The organism is Shewanella morhuae, from assembly GCF_900156405.1.
In the GTDB taxonomy this organism is placed as follows: Bacteria; Pseudomonadota; Gammaproteobacteria; order Enterobacterales; family Shewanellaceae; genus Shewanella; species Shewanella morhuae.
Map to the genome: position 1 here is coordinate 83,805 of NZ_FTNN01000008.1, position 21,774 is coordinate 105,578.

Sequence of the window (21,774 nt, forward strand, 5' to 3'; positions counted from 1 at the left end):
TTTTCAGATGCGCATTATCCTACTAGGTGCCCCAGGCGCCGGTAAAGGTACCCAGGCCCAGTTCATTATGGAACAGTACGGTATCCCACAAATTTCCACTGGTGATATGTTACGTGCCGCAGTAAAAGCCGGTACACCACTGGGTTTGGAAGCAAAGAAAGTGATGGATGCTGGTCAACTGGTTTCTGATGATCTGATCATCGGTCTGGTTAAAGAGCGTATCGCACAGGAAGACTGTGTTAAAGGTTTCTTATTAGACGGTTTCCCACGTACTATCCCACAAGCGGATGCAATGGCGGCAAACGGTATTAGTATTGATCACGTGATTGAAATCGATGTGCCAGACGAAGAAATCGTTAAGCGCATGAGCGGCCGTCGTGTTCACCCTGGTTCTGGCCGTGTTTACCATGTGGTTTTCAATCCACCTAAAGTGGAAGGCAAAGACGACGTCACTGGCGAAGATTTAGCCATCCGTCCCGATGACGAAGAAAGCACAGTGCGTAAACGTCTGGCTATTTACCACGAGCAAACTAAGCCGCTAGTTGAATATTACGGTAAAGTCGCTGCTGCAGGTAAGACACAATACAACAAGTTTGACGGCACTCAATCAGTTGCGGCCGTGAGTGAGCAACTTGCTAGTGTGCTGAAGTAACCTAAAAAGGTTAATTTACGAGAACCAGTTCTCATATTAGGAAAAGCCTGCCGATGCAGGCTTTTTTTACGCGCATCTCAATGTTAGCCTCCGAGTGAACTTCATTAACCATGAGCCTAACGTTGAATCCTTCCCCTGCTTTTGGTGTGCTATTGGTAAACCTTGGTACACCTGATGAACCTAGTCCTAAAGCTGTTAAACGATTTTTAAGGCAGTTTTTAAGCGATCCGCGCGTAGTTGATTTATCGCCGTGGATTTGGCAACCGTTACTGAACGGCATTATCCTTAACACTCGTCCCGCTAAAGTTGCGAAACTCTACCAAAGCGTGTGGACGGCTGAAGGTTCCCCTTTGATGGTGATTAGTGAGCGTCAAGCACAAAAACTCACCGTGGACTTAAGTGCAACTTTTAACCAGACTATCCCTGTTGAGCTCGGTATGAGTTATGGTAATCCATCAATTAATGCAGGGTTTGAACGCCTAAAAGCTCAAGGGGCTGAACGCATAATCGTGCTGCCATTGTATCCTCAATATTCTTGTTCGACGGTGGCAAGTGTATTTGATGCGGTGGCAAGTTATCTCAAAACCATACGTGAAATACCGCAAATTCGTCTTAATAAGGATTATTTTAACCACAGCGCTTATATAGCCGCACTGGCTCACAGCGTGACGCGTCATTGGAAAACCCATGGTCAGGCCGATAAGTTACTGTTGTCGTTTCATGGTATTCCGCAGCGGTATGTCAAAGAGGGCGATCCTTACCGCGAGCAGTGTTTTACTACCGCAAAACTATTAGCACAAAAACTTGCACTGCATGATTCGCAATGGCAAGTGTGTTTTCAGTCGCGCTTTGGCCGCGAGCAATGGCTCACTCCCTATGCTGATCAGTTACTGGCTGAGTTACCTGCCCAAGGGGTAAAAAGTGTTGATGTGATTTGTCCTGCTTTTGCTACCGATTGTCTTGAAACCTTAGAGGAAATCTCCATCGGCGCTAAAGAAACCTTTTTAGCTGCAGGTGGCAGCGACTACCGGTTTATTCCTTGTTTGAACGATGATGAGTTACACATTGAATTACTACGGCAATTAATCCAAGAACAAGCCATCTCTTGGGTATAATGGCACTGGCTTCAAGCTGATTTTGTGGTAGAATTTGCGCCCTTCCGGCTAAGGGGTGGTTTTTTGTCTCGCTAGCCTAGACTCAATATTTTAGGATGCTGGGTGGTCTTATCGCCGCGCCAGACGCCAATTAGCATGGATGCCAGGAAAAGAGAACCACTATGAAATTTCCCGGTCAGCGTAAATCAAAACATTATTTCCCGGTTAAAACCAGAGATCCGCTGCTTGAGCAGCTGACTCAACAGCCTCAGCCGTTTGCGACCTATATCAGCGGTATTGATCAAACCTTAGTGGATATCGAAGCAAAAGTAGAAGATGAGTTGCTCAGCCGTTATGGCTTGCCCAAAGGTAACTCGACCCTGATTAATGATGAACAAGCCCACAGGCTCTACACAGAGTTAAAAATTCATGGCTTGATTAGCGATGAGTTTGCTGGTGGCACTATCGGTAACACAGTACACAATTATTCTATTCTGGCTGATGATCGTTCTGTATTGTTCGGGGTGATGAGCCAGAATATCGAAGTAGGCAGTTATGCTTACCGCTATTTATGCAATACCTCTTCTAAAGTTGATCTTAACTATCTACAGCCTGTCGATGGCCCTATCGGTCGCTGTTTTACGCTGATTTCTGATTGTGGTGAGCGCACTTTTGCTATTAGCAAAGGCGCGATGGACAAACTCACGCCTGAATATATTGATAAAGACGTGATACAAGGTAGCTCAGCTTTAGTGTTGACCGCATATCTGATGCGCGCCAGCGGTGGTGATCGTATTACCGATGCAGCCATGTGCGCTATTGAATATGCTAAAGCTGCGGAAGTGCCCGTAGTGCTGACATTAGGCACCCGATTTTTGATTGAAGAAGACCCACAATGGTGGCAAAACTTTATCAAAGAACATGTCACTATTTTGGCCATGAATGAGGACGAAGGTGAGGCATTAACCGGTTCTCGCGACCCACTGCTTGCCAGTGAAAAAGCCTTGGAATGGTGTGACATGGTATTAACCACCGCTGGTCCTATCGGACTTTATACTGCAGGTTATACCGAAGACTCCGAGAAGCGCGAAACCACCCACACCTTATTACCTGGTGCTATCCCCGAATTTAATCGTTATGAATTTTCTCGGCCTAAATTGAAGGTTGACTGTGAAACACCGATTAAAGTGTTTGCACACATTTCACCTTACATGGGCGGCCCTGAAAAAATTGGTAACACCAATGGGGCCGGTGATGGCGCATTATCGGCGTTATTGCATGACCTTGCTGCTAATACGTTCCATAAAACTAACGTACCAGGCTCGAGTAAACATAAGCGTGATGGCCTGTGTTACTCGTCGTTCTCTCAAGTGTGTAAGTACGCCAATCGTGTGGCTTATGAAGTGCTAGCCCAGCATAGTCCACGCTTATCCCGTGGCTTACCTGAGCGCGAAGACAGCCTAGAAGAATCCTATTGGGGTAGGTAACTATCTATCGGCTTTAGTTATTTATTGATTATTAAATAGGGCAATAACGGCGCACCGTTGTTGCCCTTATTTTTATCGATGAAGTTATCATCAAGCGGATAATCGATAATTTTAGCTACAGGCGGTTACGAATAAATGTTAACGTAAGTGAGTCCTGATACAGCGATTATTAAGGTGGAATTTTCGGTGAAAGCGCAAATCTTAAGAGAAATGAAAGTGCTCTCGGCCATAGAGCCAGAGTTTGAAGTACAACGTCGTGTCGCATTTATTAAAACCAAACTAAAAGAAGCACGCAGCAAGACGTTGGTATTAGGCATCAGTGGTGGTGTTGATTCTTCTGCCGCTGGGCGATTGTGCCAATTAGCGGTAGATAGCTTGAACCATGAGGATAGCCAAGGGGGATACCAATTTATTGCGGTACGTTTACCCTATCAAATTCAGCAAGATGAACATGAAGCTCAGCTTGCTTGTCAATTTATTCAACCCTCTAAGTTAGTGACCATCAATGTACACCAAGGCGTCGATGGCATACATAGTGCGACAATTGCAGCGTTAGCTGAGGCAGGCTTGCCACTGCCTGATTCGGCTAAGGTTGATTTTGTTAAAGGTAACGTTAAAGCACGTATGCGCATGATTGCCCAGTATGAGCTCGCTGGTTTGGTTGGCGGGCTGGTGGTGGGCACTGATCACAGCGCTGAAAACATCACTGGCTTTTATACTAAATGGGGTGATGGCGCTTGCGATTTAGCGCCTTTATTTGGCTTGAATAAACGCCAAGTGCGCAAGCTTGCGGCCTATCTTGGAGCTGATGACATCTTAGTGAATAAAGCGCCCACCGCGGATTTAGAAGACAATAAGCCGTTACTCGAGGATGAGGTCGCACTAGGGCTAACCTATGCACAAATCGATGATTTTCTTGAAGGCAAAGATGTCGGTAAAGCGGTCGAAGAGAAGTTAATCGGTATTTATAAGTTAACACAGCATAAACGCCGACCTATCCCCACCATTTACGATTAATATTTTGCTGTCACTCCATCAGCACTCGTTTGAATTTTTCGCGAGTGCTTTTTATTGACTGAAATTTCATGCTGTGGATGCGCTAGCAGAGTTGATTACAGCGTCATTATTTGCTGGCGAGTGAGTTCAATAAGCTGATTCGGGTATTGGCGATAATCTAGATAAGGCGTGAGTAGGCAATACTGTGCTGGGTGTGTCGGGTGTTTAATGAAGGTAATCGATTTATGTTGTATTGATAGCAGCTGTGCAGCGTTAGTGTAATCGATAGTTGCCAAAGAGAGCCCTAAACGGTGAGCGGCCATTTGCCCCGCAACGATATGAACCTTAGCGCTTGCAATCAACTCAGTGCCGCCGATGCAGATCATCTCATTACGTTTTAGTAATGTTTGGTCGCGGTAATGACGCCAATCCCCCTCAGGTAGGCTAATTTTTGCCATAATAGTGAATATCTTACGCCAATGATTACCGTTTAGGGTGATTAGCGCCGCGATAGCTTCTACTTGACTGTAATGCCAACCGTCAGGTATCAGTGGTGGGGTAGGCAAGTAGTAGGCGAATTGGCTTTGCGGATGACCGATTATCATGTTGTTTTAATTATCTAATCCAAATGAAGGGGAAACCTATGTTAACCTTATTTTTTGTAATGTGTTGAGTAGGCTGACAAAAGTTTTGTGTATTTGGGTAAAAATCTTGCTAGTTGTGTTTATCTAAATCTAACCGTTTCATTGAATGACTTATTTATTCTATTTGAAGGACCGCTATGAAGGCCATCATCATAGGCTCGACAAAACACGTATTTTTAGCCGCGGTGTACGCGAGTATTGGCATAGTATTGGCGTTACTCGTAACTGGCATTTATCTTCTTAATGCACGGCCAGAACTGTCGCTTTGGCACACAGTTGAGCTTAAAAATGAGTTTCATTATGATACTAAACTGACTCATTTTGATGAATATTTAGCATTAGAAGATAAATTATTCGCCGAAGTTGAACGTAAAGTAGTACAAAAAATTCCCGCCAGTGAATTTTCTCCTGTGAATCGCTACGTTAAACATAGTTTGTCAGATCCTGCTCATTGGTCACAAAATTGGAATCGTAGTTTTGAATGGCCTGTGGCAAATGCAGAATTTGGAGTATTACTGCTCCACGGTATGTCTGATTCGCCCTATGCTTTATCCAATGTGGCGGCGCATTTTAAGGGTAAAGCCCACGTGCTGGGTTTAAGATTGCCAGGGCATGGCACTATTCCTAGCGGATTAACTGAGTTGTATTGGCAGGATCTCGCAGCAGCAGTGGACTTAGCTACAGCGCATATGCACCAAGCACTTAAAGGTAAACCGTTATTTGTGGTTGGCTTTTCGACCGGCGCTGCAGTGGCGCTTAATCATGAATTAGCACGCGTCCGCCAAGATAAAACCGCAGATTATACTGGGATGATTTTTATCTCTCCCGCGATAGGCCTTGCGCCAATAGCCGCCGCTGCACGTTGGCAAAGCTGGATAGGCCGATTGCTGGAGCTGGATAAATTACAATGGAACAGTCTTCAAGTTGAATATGATCCCTTCAAATATAACTCTTTTGCGGTTAATGCAGGGGATGTTGTGTATCAATTGGCGCTGCGTAATCAAGGGATGTTAGCAGAATTAACTGCGGCGCAACGCATGCAAATTCCATCGATACTGACGTTTCAGTCAGTCGTTGATGCCACCGTGTCCTCCTTGGCAGTGGTTGATAATCTTTATCAGTTGTTGCCAGATAAAGGCCATGAACTGGTGTTGTTTGATATGAATCGACTCGATATTAATGTCAAACTGATCAGCAATGATCCTCTGACTTTTTTGCAGCATAGCATCAACAGTGAGCAGCTACATTATCGTGGCACCGTGGTTGAAAATGTCAGCCATGACTCCACACAAGTACAAGCGCGCGGCTTTGGTCTAAACCAACAAGGTGAATGGCTTACGCAAAATAATAAACAAGTCCAAACACTTAATTTGTTTTGGCCTGCGGGCGTGTACTCTTTGTCCCATGTGGCACTGCCATTTGGTATAGAAGATGGCCTCTATGGGGCTGTTATCAAATCAGATCATCGTCGAATTCAAATCGGCGCGGCCGCTTCGCGTGGAGAGCGAGGGTTATATAGTGTGCCAGCATCTGAAATGTTGCGACAAAAATGGAACCCTTTCTTCCCCTATTTACTAGAACGGATTGATGAATATCGGCTCGCTCAGATGCAGTAGCTTATTTTACGCCCCATATTGAATAAATCTTTATCACACAGGCCAGAAACTAAGCAGTTAATCAAAGAGATGTCATGAATCCCTTGCGCAGTTGCAAGGCAATTGCTACAGTTCTGGCTCACTTAAGGTTAACCCCACAAATAGTATCTTAAGTGACAAGTGATAAAGATTAATTTAGTGATAAAACATGCTAAGTTACAGCAAGTTAAATACGAGCTGCTATTTTAATGCACTTAATAATTTCGGTATGTAGCGCAGCCCGGTAGCGCACTGTCATGGGGTGTCAGGGGTCAGGAGTTCGAATCTCCTCATACCGACCACATTCTCTAGGAAAGTCAGTTATTTGAAATATAGTAACTGGCTTATTCTATATACAATCCTCGTGCATGTACACACCTCTCTTGTACACGCTTACACGCTAATTATTAAGCCGTCCTTGGCTTGTCAATCGTGATTACGTTTCATACTTTGAAGTTAGCAAGGCATACCCCTTATAGGTTTCACGTAGAAGCGCCTAACCGCATGACTTTACCATCGTATCCATTGACTCAAATTGAGCTACGGCCTCAATCGAACTTAAGCGGACCAAGCTGTGATACCTGCATTGTGCTTTGAGCATGTCCGAATAAGCCTCTAAGAAGCTTTCAATACGCCCAACGAAGTAACCTAGGCGATATGAGTATGCTTCCTCAGGTGTCTTGAATGTATGCTGTGTTTCTTTCCCGTCAATGCGGTTGGATACTGAATAAGGTTTAGTCCTTTGATTACCTGTTAGTTGTGACACACCCGCTAGGCCTGTAGTGTTTCGTGATGTACAACCCAGCTTAGCCAATAAAATATTTACCTCAGGTGGTAACAGCGTGCAATCATTTGATGAGTACATTAGTCCATTTTGGCAATTCAAGTCTTTATCCAACTCTAACTTACCTTGGTATCCAGTTGCGCGAATACGCTCTGAGGTGACCTCATACCAGCTTTTGAAGTTAGAATAGGTTAACCATTGCTTGCACACTATCGCGCCTGAATTGAGCTTATAGCAGCGTTTAAGCATATTGGACCATGCTTTATAGGTTGAGTTCTTTGTTGATTCTTTGACATCATTAATCCCAATTCCATATACCTTACGCATGTTTACTCGCCTCCTGTATTCTTTTAATTAACTGCTTTGAACTATCTAGCTTAGAGTGATATCGTTCACAACTTTTACAATTAGAGTTCATCGCATTCTTGCTATTATATGACTTATTAATATAAGGTTTGTGTCGTTTTCTGTCTCAGTGGGTGACTTTTATTTCCATAGGTATTTTCTCCAAATTAGTATTCCCTGTAGCTATATAAGATAAGCTGTTAGTTAAGTTTTTCAAATTAAGGATGATGTTATGTGGTCAAATAAATTTTTAGCTGTCATTTTAATGCTATTTATATTTTATTCTGGCAGTTTGTTTGCTAAGGAGAAAGTTAGGGTTTCTGATGTAATTGCCGCTACACCAGCGTGTTATGTAATTACTGAAACGTTGAATATATACAGTCCTGATAGTGGCGGTGCCCTTGAGAATTTATTTTTGAATTATTCGAATGCAACAATTTTTTTTACTAGGGGAGATGTTGAACAAACAATTATATCTTTATTGTTTAATGAGTTTTCAGCTAAGCGTAGAAAAGATGTGGTTAAACATATTGCCGATCAAGGTTTGGATATGAAATTCTTTCGAAAAATGTATGAGGAAATTAATTGTGACTTATATGTTAAGGTTATTGGCAAAGAAAGTTTCTCTTTGTAATGTATCTTTTTTGATTGCTTATTTATAATTATAAAAAAATTTATGAAAATAATTGGATATGCTTTAACTGTTTTTTTTCTTGTTGTTAGCCCATCAATTAAGGCCGTAGTAACAATCGATAATTGGGCAGTAAATACATCTCATGGTTTAACAATATTTACTACGCGCGGTGCTACAGTCTATAGCCATGATCTGGGGATTGCAAAAATGCCTGAGGATTGTTCAATAGATCATCTGATTGTCCATTACACAAGCTATGATAAGTCTATTAAAGACATTGAAGGTAAAAATGTCATTGTTAAATTTAGCAATAAACAACATTCATTCGATGCAGAATTACTTGTTGTAAATGTAAAAAATGCCACAAAAAGGTTATCAATAGTCTCATTAACCACTTCGGATGGGTTAACATCGAATATGAAGAAAATGCTTAATAGTGAAGAACCTCTTACTGTTGAAATTGTGTCACCTTTAGACATAGCTAATAAATTTGATATCGCCGAAGAATATTTTGTATTGGAGAACTATAAAAAAGCATATGCATTAGCTAATAAACAATGTCTAGGGGTTAATTGAATATAAGTATGGCATGTCAAATGTACATGCAGTTTATATAATTACTTGTCTATTATTGTTAAGTCTATCTTATGTATTAGTTTGTTGTCGTGATATGCTGAGGTCGTAGTTTACTTTAACATAACAAAATGGTGATGATGTTAAAAATGTTTTAGGTAGGCCTATTTGATTAGCTAATAAAGTATACTTTAGTTAGGGGTAAGTTAATCGATATCAACGACTCAATAGGCCCAATAGGATGCTTTTACCTAACTTCTTTATATCTTTAAAATCTCTTACTAGAGGCCTCTTAAGGTCTTAATCTTTTAAGAAGATAATAAGAAATTAAACTAGGAGCCTTCTATTACCTTCTTTAGGCCTTTATCAAAGACTTTGTGGGCTGTAACTTGAAGATAATCTCAGCGCCAACCCTAAGGCCATAGGATGGCGAAATACTGACCTTCCACCAGCCAATCACTTCATCTAATTAAGTTGTTCACTACGGCCTTGATAGTGCTTAATTAAATTACTGGGATTGACTGGTTTGCAATTGAATGCAGGAAGATGAGTATCGAATGCCCTGAGGAGGCAATCTTAATCTGTTAAATGAGGTGTTTTTGGGTGTCTAGACGGCTAAATGTCTATTCAATAGTGGTACTAATTGATTATTTAATAAAACCAGTTACTTACGTTGATGTTGCAAGCTCTAGACTTTTATTAACAAATACGTGTCAAGTAATTTCTATAATTATTTTCTAAGTGGCTTGATATAAAAACTTGTACTTAGGCTTTCTGTGTTATATGATTTATAATGGGATTTTATATCATTCCTTCAATAGTGGTGCTAATTAGCCCCTAACTACGTAGCTGGATTTAACTAAGTAATTGATAAATAAGGAAATACCCTAGTGAATCCCGACAGTTTAGTATCGGGGCTGACTTTAATCGTTGAGTGTATTAGTAGGTTTTCTAGGCCTCGGATTGCTTCTTTACCCGTTGAACCGTTGATACAGAACAACCTAATAATTCTGCTGTTTTCCTAATACTCATGGTCTGCAAGTAAGTAATGATAGCCTCATGTAACTGAGCATCTTTATTCTGCCCTCCCCAAGTTTTACCCTCAGCCTTAGCTTTTGCTATCCCTTGGGCCTGTCTAGCCCTTCTGGTCTCGTAATCGTCTCTAGCCATACCAGCGGCTAGGTCTAGCATAAAAGCCGTTAGAGCGCGTTGTATGAAGCCTGAGTTACTATCAGTTGTGGTAAGGGCTGAGTGTGTCTGAGGTTGGTCAACGATAACGATGATTAGCCCCTTAGCGGCTATCTTGGCTTTAAGTGATTGCCATAACTCCCAAGGTAAACGACTCAGTCTGTCCATCTTTTCAATCAATAATATGTCGCCCCCTGAGGCTTCCTCAATGAGCCTGTTAAGCTCTGGACGGTTTGAGCTAGTACCTGATACGTTTTCTTGATAAAAGGTTGTAACGGCCATCCCATGAGCTTTGATGAATGCCATTAACTCAGGCTTAGCCCGACTGCTATCTTGCTCGCTGGTGGACGCTCTCAGGTAAGCTCGAATGATAAGCTTAGGTGTATTCAGCATGTGGTATCTATCGTTATCTGATTTAGGTGTATTCATTTGGTATCGTAAACCTAGGTAATTGGGTGGGTAATGCTGTGTTCATTCAAGTATACTTGTTGAATACATTTGGTCAAGTAGATATTCTTATTCTGTTATAAGTTATGGGGGAGGTAACAAGTTATGCTATTCACACTTTCAATCCTAAAGAGTAAGGAGCTAATAAAACTGGCAAGCCTCTAATAATTGGTTCGAATAGCCTTGAGAGGGCAGTAAGCCCCCCTATGGGGGAAACTAGACAAGTCAACTCATGCACTAGTTGCCGTACATTTTTCCCTCATTTTTTGAAATTCCAATATCAACGGCTTAGTGAACCGATTGCAATTACTCTAATAAACAAACTAAATCACTCGCCTTGATGTGGGTATATCTCGCTAACATACTTATATCTCTATGTCCTGAAATCGCCTGAAGTTGAAGTGTATTGAGCTTACGATTTGCATAACGGGTAATGGCCGTGTGCCTCAATGAATGAAAACACAGTGCCTTAGGTAGTTTTAAACGGTCACAGGAGCGCCTAAATGCTTGGCTAACTGTATAGGGCTTGCTTTTGAATAGATAACCATCCTGAACTAATGAAGCAGCCTGCTTGAGTACAGCTAAGGCTCGACTGTTTAAGGGAACATCCCTGTCAAAACCGTTTTTAGTATCGGTCAGTCTCAAGGTCTTTGATTGCCAGTTAATACATTCAGTGGTTATGCTTAGGCACTCGCTGCGCCTCATAGCTGTTTCATAACTTAAGACCACCAGAGGGGCAATCTTAGGCGCTATATCATTAAGTATCATCTGGTATTGAATAGGGTCGATTACGAGTTCTCTAGGCTTGCCAGCTCTAGGTAATTTGTATCCTTCAAGGATATTAGGTAGATGGTTAAATTTGAGTATACGGCTGAGTAATTGAAGCTCTAAGCGGATTGTGGAATCGCTAACTAAGGTCTGCCTTTCTTGTGTATAGGCCGCAATGTGTTTAAGCGTTATCTCCTTCGCTTGGAGTGGAAGCCCCTTGATTAAGTTAGTCGCCCTGTAAGTGGTTGCCTCTGTGCCTCCTCGACCTTTTAGTGTATTTAAATATAAGTTTGAACAATGCGCTAGTGAGCCTGCGATCAAGCTATGGCCTTCTACTTGGCTTACCCAAGCCTCAGCTTCAGCTTTTGTTCTAAAGGTCTTGGTGATTGCCTTTTGACCTTTTGGGCGAATCATTGCGTTGATATTTCCACTTGGTAATAGTCGATAAGTTGCCATGTACATATCCTTAGTGTGTACACAGACTTTCCTTTTATCTTGCAAATACTTAGGCCTTAGCGTAGGCTAAGTAGCTGTATTCATGGGGTGTCAGGGGTCGGAGGTTCGAATCCTCTCATACCGACCAAATTCTAGACTTGATTGTGACATTATTTTAAAATTTAAAGTAAGACCACTGTTAAGTTAAAACAAAACCCCGTGTTAGCATTGCTAAAACGGGGTTTTGTTTTATGTATTGTTTATGGGTAGAAACACCCACATAAACATACCTTACGAGCCCAGTATTAAAAACTTCATTGAGTGGACATTTATCTATGCGCGCTTTTGTTTTACGAGCAAGATCTGCACCGACTGACAGTCAGTTGCTTTTAGCATCCGTTGGCCAAGAAGCGCACACCGAAATTTTAGCGCACACTTTGATGAATACGATTTTTGTGGCTCAGTCACATCGTAACGATGTTGTCGTTTATCTGGTATTAGAAAGTACTAACGATTTCTCCCGTACTATCTGTTTCGATACTCGAAATATTTGCCATATTGGTGGTTTTCACGAGCAAGCCTTGCTCGCAAAAATAGCCAAAGCGTTAGATATTTCAAGGGGTATGACCAAAGAGCAAACGCGTATTGTTGACCAAGGAATTAGTGTAAGCACCATTAGTTTTGAAAAATTGGTGCAAGAACTCGCGGTCGATTATCAATTGTTTATGATGGATAAAAAGGGCACCTCGATCCGTGAGCAAGAATTTGTGGGAAACCCCTGCTTCTTACTAACTGACCATATTCCTATGCCGAAAAAAAGCTTTAATACCCTAAAGCGACTTGGGGCACAAAAAATCAGCCTTGGACCAAAAATGTTGTTTGCTTCACAGTGCGTGGTACTTATTCACAATGAATTGGACATCAATCAATAACCACTTAATTTTATTGAGCTATCGCTAATTTTAGTCTTTAGTCAGTAAGCCCCATTTTTAAATGGGGCTTTTTTGTTTTTAAACGATTCATCACGACGTATTGTTAAACGGCTTTACCAACTGTTGTTAACTATGGTTTCGATTCTATAAATAAGAGTTTTAATATAAGGGCGTTAGCTTTTACTACAATAGCCACTAAAGAGGCGTTATATTTTACCTTTTAAAAATTCAATGGCTTTTTGTGCTCGCAGTGATAAAGGCCATTCCGCTCGGTGGATAAGCCAAATGGTGTCTACGACTTGGCTACCACATTCCACAACATAAATATCTTCTTGGCGCTCAAAGGCTTTTCGGGCGTATTGTGGGATCACGGTAAAACCAAGCCCCTTTGCGACAGGTTCGAGGATCAAACTTATCTGGTTTGTAAACCCATGGTAGGGGATTTCTTGAATACTGGGGCTATCGGGGCATTTACGGCTAAGTAGGCGAGTGGCCATCGCTTCACCATCTGGGTGAGATATAAAGCCGAGTTTTTGTAAATCAGGCCATTCGGTATTTTTCTGACTGGCAGGCACCACTAATTCCAAGGGTTCTTCAGTAAAATAGGTACTCGTAATGCGTGGATCGGTGGGCTTTAATGTCACCATTCCCAATTCATGTTCGTTCGCTAAAATAGAGGCCACTATCTCATTATCTGGCGCAAAACGATGGCGGACATTAAGCCTAGGAAACGCCTCTTGTAACTCCAGTAATAGCGGATACAGGGTTAGCCCAATGCTGCCTGGTGTAATAAGGCTTATATCGCCTGTATCTGTGTCATCGTGGATAAGCTTTTGTTGTAGGCGTTTTTGGGCACACTCGACTTCTTTTACATAGGTGAGCAGATTTTCCCCTACGGGAGTGATCTCAAGCTGGCGGGTACGGCGCAAAAATAGTGTGCCATATCTATCTTCTAAGCGACTGATATGTTGGCTCACGGCCGCCTGAGTAATCCCGATAGCTTCCGCCGTGCGAGTAAAGTTGCCTTTCTCGACCAAAACAGCAAAGGTATGTAGCCACTGTGGATTTATCATAAGTAAACTTTATCAAATCTATAATCTATATGTGCTTTTAATTATGGCACGATGGGGCTAGTCTGTCGCCATTGAATTGTAGCGACAACAGAAACAGGAAATCCCATGGTCGATTTATTTTCATCTTTTAAGTTCAAAGATATCACCCTCAAAAACCGTATTGCTGTAGCGCCTATGTGTCAATACCAAGCCACTGATGGCCTCACTAACGAGTGGCATCAGGTACATTACGCTAGTCTTGCCAGAGGCGGCGCTGGACTTGTGGTGGTTGAAGCCACTGCGGTATCTCCAGAAGGACGCATTACGCCAAAATGTCTTGGATTATGGAATGATGAACAAGCACAAGGTTTAGCTAAGATTGCTAGCGCGATTAAAAATGCGGGCGCTGTGGCAGGGATTCAAATTGGTCATGCCGGCCGTAAGGCGAGTGCCCATATTCCGTGGGAAGGCGATGATCATATTGCTCATGATGATCCACAAGGTTGGCAGCCTATTTCGCCCTCAGCGACGGCGTTTGGTGCTAATTTACCGGTTGTACCTACGGCCATGACGGTTGAAGATATTGAGCGTGTTCAAGCGGATTTTGTTGCGGCAGCGCAGCGCGCTTTAGCGGCTGGCTTTGAATGGTTAGAATTGCATTTTGCCCACGGTTATTTAGCCCAGAGCTTTTTCTCAACTTATGCTAACCAACGTACCGATAAATATGGCGGCAGCGCAGAAGGGCGTGGCCGCTTTTTATTAGAAACGGTTGCAGCAGTACGGGCAGTTTGGCCCCAGCATTTACCTTTAACTGCGCGATTTGGCGTGATTGAATTTGACCATAAAGATGAAGAAACTCTTTGTGAGTCAATCGCCTTGGTAAAGCAATTTAAACAAGCCGGTTTGGATATGCTTAATGTTAGTATTTGTTTCTCAACACCGACCGCCAATATTCCTTGGAGCCCTGCATTCTTAGCGCCTATTGCCGCGCGTGTTCGACAGGAAGTCGGCTTCCCTGTGGCCACATCGTGGGGCATGGATAATCCAGTACACGCTAATAGCGCAATTGAAGATGAACAAATGGATCTGGTAATGATAGGAAAAGCCTTTTTAGCTAATCCGCATTGGCCATATCAAGCGGCGCAAACGTTAAAAATTACCCGTCCATCTTGGGTATTACCGGCCCCTTATGCACATTGGTTAGAGCGTTACTCAACAGTCAAAGCCGATTAGTCGATAGCAGACTCAAGCTTGAGCTTATTTTTAAAGCCACTATCAATTGATAGTGGCTTTTTGCGTTAGCGGCAAAGATATGATCTTGAGATCCCAAATACAAAAAAGCCCCGCTCTTGGAAGAGTGGGGCTTTTCAGTTGAGCTCATTGCTAAGCTATAGATGATATTAATGGTTATAGAAACGCCGGCCTTCACGCATCACTTCAATAAGCTCTGGCGCACTCATTTTTTTATTGAGTCTATGTTGATAATTTTCATCATAAATACGGTACTTTCCGTGGCGGTCAATCACGGTGACTTCAGCCTGTTGGTAAATGGCGAAGATAGTACTATCCCCAATATAAATCCACGTTTCTTTACTCGGTTGCAGTAGGCTGCGACCAGCGCTGTAATCTGTAGTGTGATTAGTACAACCTAAAATATGAGTCATCAGTGTGGGGACTAAGCCATAATGACTGGTTCGGTATTTGACCTTGCTCGCACTCGCCGCTTTGGGCCAGTGAATAACTAACGGCACTTTGACACTCTGTGGGGATAAATTGCGGTAAGCTTCATCAGTATTACTGGTAAATATTTTACCATTCACACCAGTGATAATGACCAAGGTGTCGCTCGATACCTGCGCCAAAATCGCTTTAAGTTGTTGATCAATAAAATACAATGATTGGCGATACTGGTTAAACAATACTTTTTGCGCCGGCGTTAAGGCTGGATCCGCTTTTATTGTTTCTACGCCGAGAAATCCTACTGGAGTATCGAAATTTTCTGGTGCCTTTAAGTTGAGCAGTGCAAACCAAGGTTTATCTTGAACACTGTGCCACTGGTTAAAATTGGCTACAGTTTGCAAGTCAGCATCGGCACTACCATTGCTTTCGTTAGCAACCACTGGCGAAAAATCATTAAACATCGCCTGTGATGAGCGTAATTTGAGATTCGTTTCGGGTATAAAGAGTCCCAGTTGATAACCTGCTTGCTGAAAGGTTCGGGTTAATACTGGGCTGGTGCTATTAAAAATGCGGGCATCTCCATAGCTGCCTTGTAGACCATAAAGCAGCGAGAACATACCGGTTCTAAATTGGTTGCCACCACTAAAATGTTGGGTAAAAGATTGATTGATTTCAGTGTACTGGGATAAGAATGGCATGTTTCTATTATCGACCATATCAGCGCGTAAACTGTCGATGGTGATCATTAACACATTCGGTTTCGTGTCAGCTTGGCAGGTGAGCGGTTGCTCAGGATAATTCAATACACTGGTATTGTGGTTTTCGTCTTGGGATGAACCGTCTATACCATGGCTTTCCATAAAGGAGCGCGCTGTTGCTGGGTAAGATAGCGGATAAATCTCGTCTAAACGGGTAATTTCGGTAACATCGGCTGCATCGGCCCAAATGTGGATCAAGTGGCTACTAATAAAGCACACGCCAACTAAGGTAATCACTTTATTGCCTAAATTTAGCTTTTGAATTTTATCAATGCGTTTCCATAAAAAGTTAGCCGCGGTAAGTTCTATGGCGATAATGGCTAACGGCGTGACGATATAAGAAGTGCCATGGAGCAAGGCATTAAGATCTGCCCAAGCTAAATCAAAGGCAAAAGGACTTAAGTGCATACCATAATCGGCATAAACAATGGTGTCGTATAATAAAATACATAGACTTAACGTCGCAATTACTGCCGCAATACCCCTTAATATCTTTGAATAGGGCAAGATAAAGGTCAGTGGGAATAGACAGATTAAGTAGGCAATAAAAGCGAGAAAGCTAAACTGACCAATAGTGCTGACACCAAGGTAAATCCAGCCATACCAGGTTTCAGGATAACCCACACTGCCAATATATCGGCAGCCAACTATCATGGCTAATATGCCATTGAAGAAGGCGAACCAATGTCCCCAGTTGATGAGCCGTGAGACTCTGTCTCGGCTCATTTGCTTTTTCCGCTCGACCATAGTGATCCGTTTATTCCTAAAAGACCTTGTAACTTATCTGCTTTTGATAACGATTACCCAGTTAACTTACTGGGATTTAACCGATTGTGCGAGTGCTTTTGCAAATTGTTCAGCTACGGTTTTACGTGATTCACTGGGCACTTTACGTTCAAGCAGGTTAGTCACGCAGTTACCCAATGCCATGAGGCTCAGGTCTGTCGGTGCTTTATGCTTTTCTAACACCGCCAATATTTCGGCGATTAATGATTCTACTTGAGTGTTTGAGTATTTAGATTGGATTGCCATAATCAAAAAATGTTTCACTTTGGAATGGATTAGCGGCATATAATAGCGGAATTATCCCAGTATCACTATCAGGGCTTATGAGTATTAACATCGAACACGCAATTATTCACGAGATTTCCCAGGACAGTCAGGGGCAATTACGCTGCCGTTTGCGTCCTCAACCTCTGCTGAACGGTCAGGCGGTCGAGATGATGCTCGACGAATTACACCAGACTTATACGGGCAAAGCCGGTAAAGGTTTTGGCTATTTTGGCATTCAGGGTGATGACGGTGAGGCTAACCCCGCTTTTGCCAATGCCTTAACTCAATACCGTAGTAACGATTTAGGGTTTGTGGAGTTTTCAGGCCAAGCCAGTAAATTACTACAAGAAGAGTTGTCGAAATATGACTTTAGCCAAGGCGGATTTTTGCTGATGTCTTGCTACACCAGCATCACTAGCGATTATCTGTTCGTGGCCTTGTTAAGTGCTAAATCGTCGATGACAGTGTTAGATGATATGGAACTGTCGCAAAATAACCACTTGGATTTAAATAATATCCAATTGGCGGCGCGTATTGATTTGACCGAGTGGCAAGCAGATAAAGAATCCCGTAAATATATTTCCTTTATCCGTGGCCGTGCGGGACGTAAAGTCGCTGACTTCTTCCTCGATTTTATGGGCTGCGTTGAAGGTGTAAACACCAAAGCGCAAAACAAAACCCTAATGAATGCGGTTGAAGATTTTGTTGCCAGCAGTGAGCTGACTAAAGACGAGCGCCAGCAGTGCCGTAATAAAGTGTTTGAATATTGCAGTGAGCGCTTTGATGAAGGTGCTGATATCGAAATTAAAGACTTGGCCGATGAGCTCGCTGATGAAGGCATGGACTCTTTTTATGATTTTGCCCGTGGTGGTAATTATGATCTTGATGAAGAGTTTCCAGCTGATAAATCAACCCTGCGCCAACTAAAGAAATTTTCGGGCACTGGTGGGGGATTAACTTTAAGTTTTGATGGCGGACATTTAGGCCAGCGGGTGATTTACGATCCCATTTCTGACACAATTTTAATTAAAGGTGTGCCAGCAAACTTAAAAGATCAGCTCGACCGTCGTCTTAAAGGCGAATAGCGACTGATTAAGCCATCGCTTTAATCTAGACAGTGAAAGGCCGAGCGTAGTTACGTTCGGCCTTTTTGTTGGGATTAACGCTATCTATATCGATTTAGTGAACCGCGCTGCGATTTAATGACTCGTTTGGTTAAATGGCTCTGGGCGCGGTGTGTTCTTATTTGATGGTGGCAATATAGGAAGTACGATTTGGGGTTGATCGCCCGTCAAGCTGACAAGAAAGGCCAGCATTTCTTTGATTTCTTTATCTGACATTTTCTGGCCGAGTTGAATGTCCGCCATTGTGTTAATCGCGTCTTCAAGTTCCCATACACTGCCATCATGGAAGTACGGATAGGTCAACTCAATATTGCGCAGTGTTGGCACTTTAAACACAAATTTATCTGCTTCTTTGCCCGTGACGCCTTTGCGGCCTTCGGCGGGATTGTTGGTGTGGAAGGGTTTAATTAAGCCCATTTTCATATACATAGTGCCACCAACGGCGGGACCGTTATGACAGCTCACACAACCCTTATCTTTAAAGAGCTGGTAGCCTGCTTTTGCATCCACACTGATAGCATCTTGCTTGCCCAATAAATATTGATCGAAAGGACTATTTGGTGTCACTAAGGTTTTTTCAAAGGCGGCAATGGCATCGGTTAAACGGTCAACATTGACTTTTTCATCACCATAAACCTGAGCAAAACGAGCTCGATAGGCGGGTATAGAACTGATCGTTTCTGTGGCAAGATCGTGGGTAAATCCCATTTCCATCGGGTTAGCAATAGGGCCTGCAGCTTGCTCTTTTAAATCACTGGCGCGGCCATCCCAAAATTGTGCCAGCATAAAGTCGGCATTAAGCACTGTGGGTGAATTAATTGGACCTTGCTGCCAATGGTGACCAATAGATGTGGGGAGTGCATCAACACCACCTGTCGCTAAATTATGGCAAGAGTTACAAGAGATAAAACCAGACTTAGACAGTCTTGGTTCAAAAAACAACATTTTACCGAGTTCGACTTTTTCTGGTTCGGTAATCTTCACGGCCTTTATGACTTCGATGGGCTCGGCAGCGACGGCGTGGGCATTCACTAAAATGCCCGTAATGATAATAGCAATAGCGGTGAGTTTGATCATGTTGCTTCCCTCTATATAACCTTACTTAGATTGTGGTTTATAAGGAGCTTAGCGACTAATGTTGTCAAGTGGTAACGCTTTATTTCGATTGGGTCTATCGCTGTTGCGGATTAAGTATTTGCGATCTAATGCACTGTTTTTATTTACTTACTCAGTTAGGCTTGTTGTTTGACTCAAGATGTTGCCCACCAATCGTCAGGCTCGATACATCATCATTATATCCCTTACTTGTATTTGTCCATTTGACTATGTTATCGATTAGTCATCCTTCAATAATCCTGTTTCTGTCATCAATACCTGCATATATATAACCCCAAGTGGATTCATGTGTCGCGGCAATAGACAGAATTGATTAGAATCCCCATTCAATATTGAGTGCTTCATTGTTGGAGCCTCAAGTGAGTACGCTTAGCCATTGCTAAGTCGTGCTATTAAATAAATAGGCGGACTGTTTTCTGCTGAGGAGCATCAATGCAACTATTTGTAAAAGATTTAACGGTAATCGACTTTTCTTACTTGTGCACTAAGCGTGGCATGGTGGGGGAGAGTTGGATTGTTGATGTACTGCTTGAAGGCGGATTAGACGAGCAAAATATGTTGCTCGATTTTGCAAAAGTGAAGCGCACGATAAAACAAACGATTGATATGGTAGCCGATCATCGTTTATTAGTACCCACTGCGTGTAGTAATGTGCGTTGGCAGCAGCAGGGCGATCGAGTATGGATGGATTTTGACAGCTTATTGGGCCCAATGCATTTGGCCTGCCCGTCGCAAGCATTTGCTTTAGTACCGAGTGAACAAATTGATCTATCAAGCGTTAATGCATTTCTGCAAAAAGCGTTACGTGAAACGTTACCGAAAAATGTTGAAGGGATTACTCTAACGTTGAGGCACGAAATCCTCGATACGCCTTATTATCATTACAGCCATGGTTTACGTAAGCATGATGGTAATTGCCAACGTATTGCCCATGGACATCGTAGCCCTATTCATATTTTTGAAAATGGTCATCCGGCACTCAAATGGGATCAGTATTGGGCTAAGCGGTGGCACGATATTTATTTAGGGAGTGAGGAGGATTTAGTGTCTGTTGATAGCCTTAGCCTATCGGCGCAAACGCGCGTCTGTGACGACACGCACTATGGTTTCCATTATCAAGCGCCCCAAGGGGACTTCCAATTAGCGATCCCAAAAAATTGTTGTGATTTAATCCCGCACGACACCACGGTGGAGTTGTTAGCTGATTTTATTGCGACGACCTTGGTTGCAAAAGTCCCCACCAGCCAGTTTAAAGTGGTAGCGTTTGAAGGAGTAGGCAAAGGCGCGATAGTGACTAAGGGATAAACGTTAAGATAGGTTGCTTGCTTGAGCGCACCACAGATGCACGACTGACTTAATCAGTGGTCTTATTGATTATAGTATTATTTGGCTGCAGATTAGTTGATTACAGATAAGGATTTTTTGTGAAAATGTTTGAAACACATATACCGCCACGGTTATTTCATCGTGTATTCATTAGCTATTTACGCTCTGCACGTGGCTTATCGGCATTATTAATTATAGGTTCAGTGCTTACGCCTCAGGTGCAAGCACAAGTGAATTTACAGGGTAAGCTAGAGCAAGGCGCATTAATGCGGGGTCACGTGCCTGCGGGGACTCAGGTTGCCTTAAATGGTGAAGCTATTAAGGTAACCTCTGATGGTAATTTTGCCTTTGGTTTTGATCGTGATGGTGAATTGAGTCAGCAGTTAACTTTGGTTTATCCGAGCGGCTTAACTGAGGTTAAACCCTTGACCTTGACTAAGCGTGAGTATGATATTCAAAGTGTAAAAGGGATCAGCTCAAAAATTATGAAGCCCGATCCCGTAGCACAGCAAAGAGCAGCAAAAGACAGCGCGCAGGTAAAAGCCGCGCGAGCGAGCTTTAGCAATCAAACCGCATTTATGCAGGAGTTTATTTGGCCATTAACGGGCCGCATTTCAGGCGTATATGGTAGTCAACGTATTTATAATGATGTACCAGGTAATCCACACTTTGGTGTAGATGTGGCGGCAAAAACCGGCACAGTGGTGGTCGCGCCGGCTGATGGTGTTATTAGTCTTTCTGTGCCTGATATGTTTTATTCTGGCGGGACTATGGTGATCGATCATGGATATGGCGTGAGCTCGAGTTTTTTACATTTAAGTAAGCTTTACGTCAAAACAGGTGAAGTGGTTAAGCAAGGCCAAGCTGTGGCAGAGGTTGGCGCGACAGGTCGAGCTAATGGCCCACATCTAGATTGGCGGGTAAACTGGTATCAAATGCGCCTTGATCCCACAACCATAGTGCCGCCAATGGCAACGGTATTGGCAACGGTATTGGCAAATGAGAAAGCGAAGAAAACGGCTGTAAAAGGTTAAGTTTAACACTATATAAAA

20 protein-coding genes and 1 tRNA gene are annotated in these 21,774 nt (G+C 42.8%); 13 read left to right on the forward strand and 8 right to left on the reverse strand.

Going from position 1 to position 21,774, the window contains the following annotated elements:
- Positions 1–7 precede the first annotated feature (7 nt).
- The 4 genes from adk to nadE all read left to right on the forward strand — a co-directional run bounded on the left by adk (position 8) and on the right by nadE (position 4,250).
- The gene (adk, locus tag BW947_RS11090; protein WP_076499579.1) at positions 8–652 is read left to right on the forward strand and encodes an adenylate kinase; all 645 of its coding nucleotides are present in this window, start codon (positions 8–10) and stop codon (positions 650–652) included.
- 110 nt (positions 653–762) lie between these two features.
- A complete protein-coding gene (gene hemH, locus BW947_RS11095; protein ID WP_076499581.1) occupies positions 763–1,767 on the forward strand; it encodes a ferrochelatase in 1,005 nt (334 codons plus the stop codon).
- Positions 1,768–1,928: 161 nt separating this feature from the next.
- On the forward strand, positions 1,929–3,233 hold the full coding sequence (locus tag BW947_RS11100; RefSeq protein ID WP_076499583.1) for an inosine/guanosine kinase: 1,305 nt from the start codon (positions 1,929–1,931) through the stop codon (positions 3,231–3,233).
- 186 nt (positions 3,234–3,419) lie between these two features.
- On the forward strand, positions 3,420–4,250 hold the full coding sequence (gene nadE / locus BW947_RS11105) for an ammonia-dependent NAD(+) synthetase (protein ID WP_076499769.1): 831 nt from the start codon (positions 3,420–3,422) through the stop codon (positions 4,248–4,250).
- A 95-nt stretch (positions 4,251–4,345) separates the two neighbouring features.
- Here the strand turns inward: nadE and BW947_RS11110 are convergent, their stop codons facing one another.
- Complete coding sequence (locus tag BW947_RS11110) at positions 4,346–4,834, reverse strand: DUF6942 family protein (RefSeq protein WP_076499585.1); 489 nt, start codon at positions 4,832–4,834, stop codon at positions 4,346–4,348.
- Positions 4,835–5,010: 176 nt separating this feature from the next.
- Between BW947_RS11110 and BW947_RS11115 the strand changes: the two genes are divergently transcribed.
- A complete protein-coding gene (locus BW947_RS11115; protein ID WP_076499587.1) occupies positions 5,011–6,489 on the forward strand; it encodes an alpha/beta hydrolase in 1,479 nt (492 codons plus the stop codon).
- A gap of 243 nt (positions 6,490–6,732) precedes the next feature.
- Positions 6,733–6,809 (forward strand) — tRNA-Pro (locus BW947_RS11120).
- A 194-nt stretch (positions 6,810–7,003) separates the two neighbouring features.
- Here the strand turns inward: BW947_RS11120 and BW947_RS11125 are convergent.
- Positions 7,004–7,618 carry a hypothetical protein gene (locus BW947_RS11125; RefSeq protein ID WP_076499589.1) on the reverse strand — a complete coding sequence of 205 codons (615 nt, stop codon included), beginning with the start codon at positions 7,616–7,618 and terminating at the stop codon, positions 7,004–7,006.
- 250 nt (positions 7,619–7,868) lie between these two features.
- On the opposite strand from BW947_RS11125, the gene BW947_RS11130 reads away from it, so the two are divergent.
- Together BW947_RS11130 and BW947_RS11135 are read left to right on the forward strand one after the other, a co-directional pair.
- Positions 7,869–8,270 carry a hypothetical protein gene (locus BW947_RS11130; RefSeq protein WP_076499591.1) on the forward strand — a complete coding sequence of 134 codons (402 nt, stop codon included), beginning with the start codon at positions 7,869–7,871 and terminating at the stop codon, positions 8,268–8,270.
- A gap of 42 nt (positions 8,271–8,312) precedes the next feature.
- Positions 8,313–8,846 (forward strand): hypothetical protein, encoded by a 534-nt coding sequence (locus tag BW947_RS11135; protein WP_076499593.1) that lies wholly within the window; start codon positions 8,313–8,315, stop codon positions 8,844–8,846.
- A 948-nt stretch (positions 8,847–9,794) separates the two neighbouring features.
- On the opposite strand, the gene BW947_RS11140 is transcribed toward BW947_RS11135, so the two are convergent.
- Both BW947_RS11140 and BW947_RS11145 read right to left on the reverse strand, forming a co-directional pair.
- Positions 9,795–10,460 (reverse strand): recombinase family protein, encoded by a 666-nt coding sequence (locus BW947_RS11140; protein ID WP_076499595.1) that lies wholly within the window; start codon positions 10,458–10,460, stop codon positions 9,795–9,797.
- 324 nt (positions 10,461–10,784) lie between these two features.
- Positions 10,785–11,702: a tyrosine-type recombinase/integrase gene (locus BW947_RS11145; RefSeq protein WP_076499596.1), complete on the reverse strand. Its 918-nt coding sequence runs from the start codon at positions 11,700–11,702 to the stop codon at positions 10,785–10,787.
- 314 nt (positions 11,703–12,016) lie between these two features.
- Between BW947_RS11145 and trmY the strand changes: the two genes are divergently transcribed.
- Positions 12,017–12,613 carry a tRNA (pseudouridine(54)-N(1))-methyltransferase TrmY gene (gene trmY / locus BW947_RS11150; RefSeq protein WP_076499597.1) on the forward strand — a complete coding sequence of 199 codons (597 nt, stop codon included), beginning with the start codon at positions 12,017–12,019 and terminating at the stop codon, positions 12,611–12,613.
- Between the two features lie 206 nt (positions 12,614–12,819).
- On the opposite strand, the gene BW947_RS11155 is transcribed toward trmY, so the two are convergent.
- Positions 12,820–13,686: a LysR family transcriptional regulator gene (locus BW947_RS11155; RefSeq protein ID WP_076499598.1), complete on the reverse strand. Its 867-nt coding sequence runs from the start codon at positions 13,684–13,686 to the stop codon at positions 12,820–12,822.
- 105 nt (positions 13,687–13,791) lie between these two features.
- Here BW947_RS11155 and BW947_RS11160 point away from each other — a divergent pair, with 105 nt between their 5' ends.
- Positions 13,792–14,898, forward strand: coding sequence for an NADH:flavin oxidoreductase/NADH oxidase (locus tag BW947_RS11160; protein WP_076499599.1), 1,107 nt, complete (start codon positions 13,792–13,794; stop codon positions 14,896–14,898).
- A 167-nt stretch (positions 14,899–15,065) separates the two neighbouring features.
- Here BW947_RS11160 and BW947_RS11165 read toward each other — a convergent pair whose 3' ends face one another.
- Positions 15,066–16,850, reverse strand: a complete 1,785-nt coding sequence (locus tag BW947_RS11165) for a DUF3413 domain-containing protein (protein ID WP_076499600.1) — start codon at positions 16,848–16,850, stop codon at positions 15,066–15,068.
- Between the two features lie 66 nt (positions 16,851–16,916).
- Positions 16,917–17,135 carry a YejL family protein gene (locus BW947_RS11170; RefSeq protein WP_107884088.1) on the reverse strand — a complete coding sequence of 73 codons (219 nt, stop codon included), beginning with the start codon at positions 17,133–17,135 and terminating at the stop codon, positions 16,917–16,919.
- Positions 17,136–17,212: 77 nt separating this feature from the next.
- Here BW947_RS11170 and yejK point away from each other — a divergent pair, with 77 nt between their 5' ends.
- Positions 17,213–18,241 (forward strand): nucleoid-associated protein YejK, encoded by a 1,029-nt coding sequence (yejK, locus tag BW947_RS11175; protein ID WP_076499602.1) that lies wholly within the window; start codon positions 17,213–17,215, stop codon positions 18,239–18,241.
- Positions 18,242–18,355: 114 nt separating this feature from the next.
- Here yejK and BW947_RS11180 read toward each other — a convergent pair whose 3' ends face one another.
- Positions 18,356–19,357, reverse strand: coding sequence for a cytochrome-c peroxidase (locus tag BW947_RS11180; RefSeq protein ID WP_076499603.1), 1,002 nt, complete (start codon positions 19,355–19,357; stop codon positions 18,356–18,358).
- 471 nt (positions 19,358–19,828) lie between these two features.
- On the opposite strand from BW947_RS11180, the gene BW947_RS11185 reads away from it, so the two are divergent.
- The gene (locus BW947_RS11185) at positions 19,829–20,701 is read left to right on the forward strand and encodes a 6-carboxytetrahydropterin synthase (protein ID WP_076499604.1); all 873 of its coding nucleotides are present in this window, start codon (positions 19,829–19,831) and stop codon (positions 20,699–20,701) included.
- A gap of 125 nt (positions 20,702–20,826) precedes the next feature.
- Positions 20,827–21,756, forward strand: coding sequence for a M23 family metallopeptidase (locus BW947_RS11190; protein WP_244153247.1), 930 nt, complete (start codon positions 20,827–20,829; stop codon positions 21,754–21,756).
- Positions 21,757–21,774 lie beyond the last annotated feature (18 nt).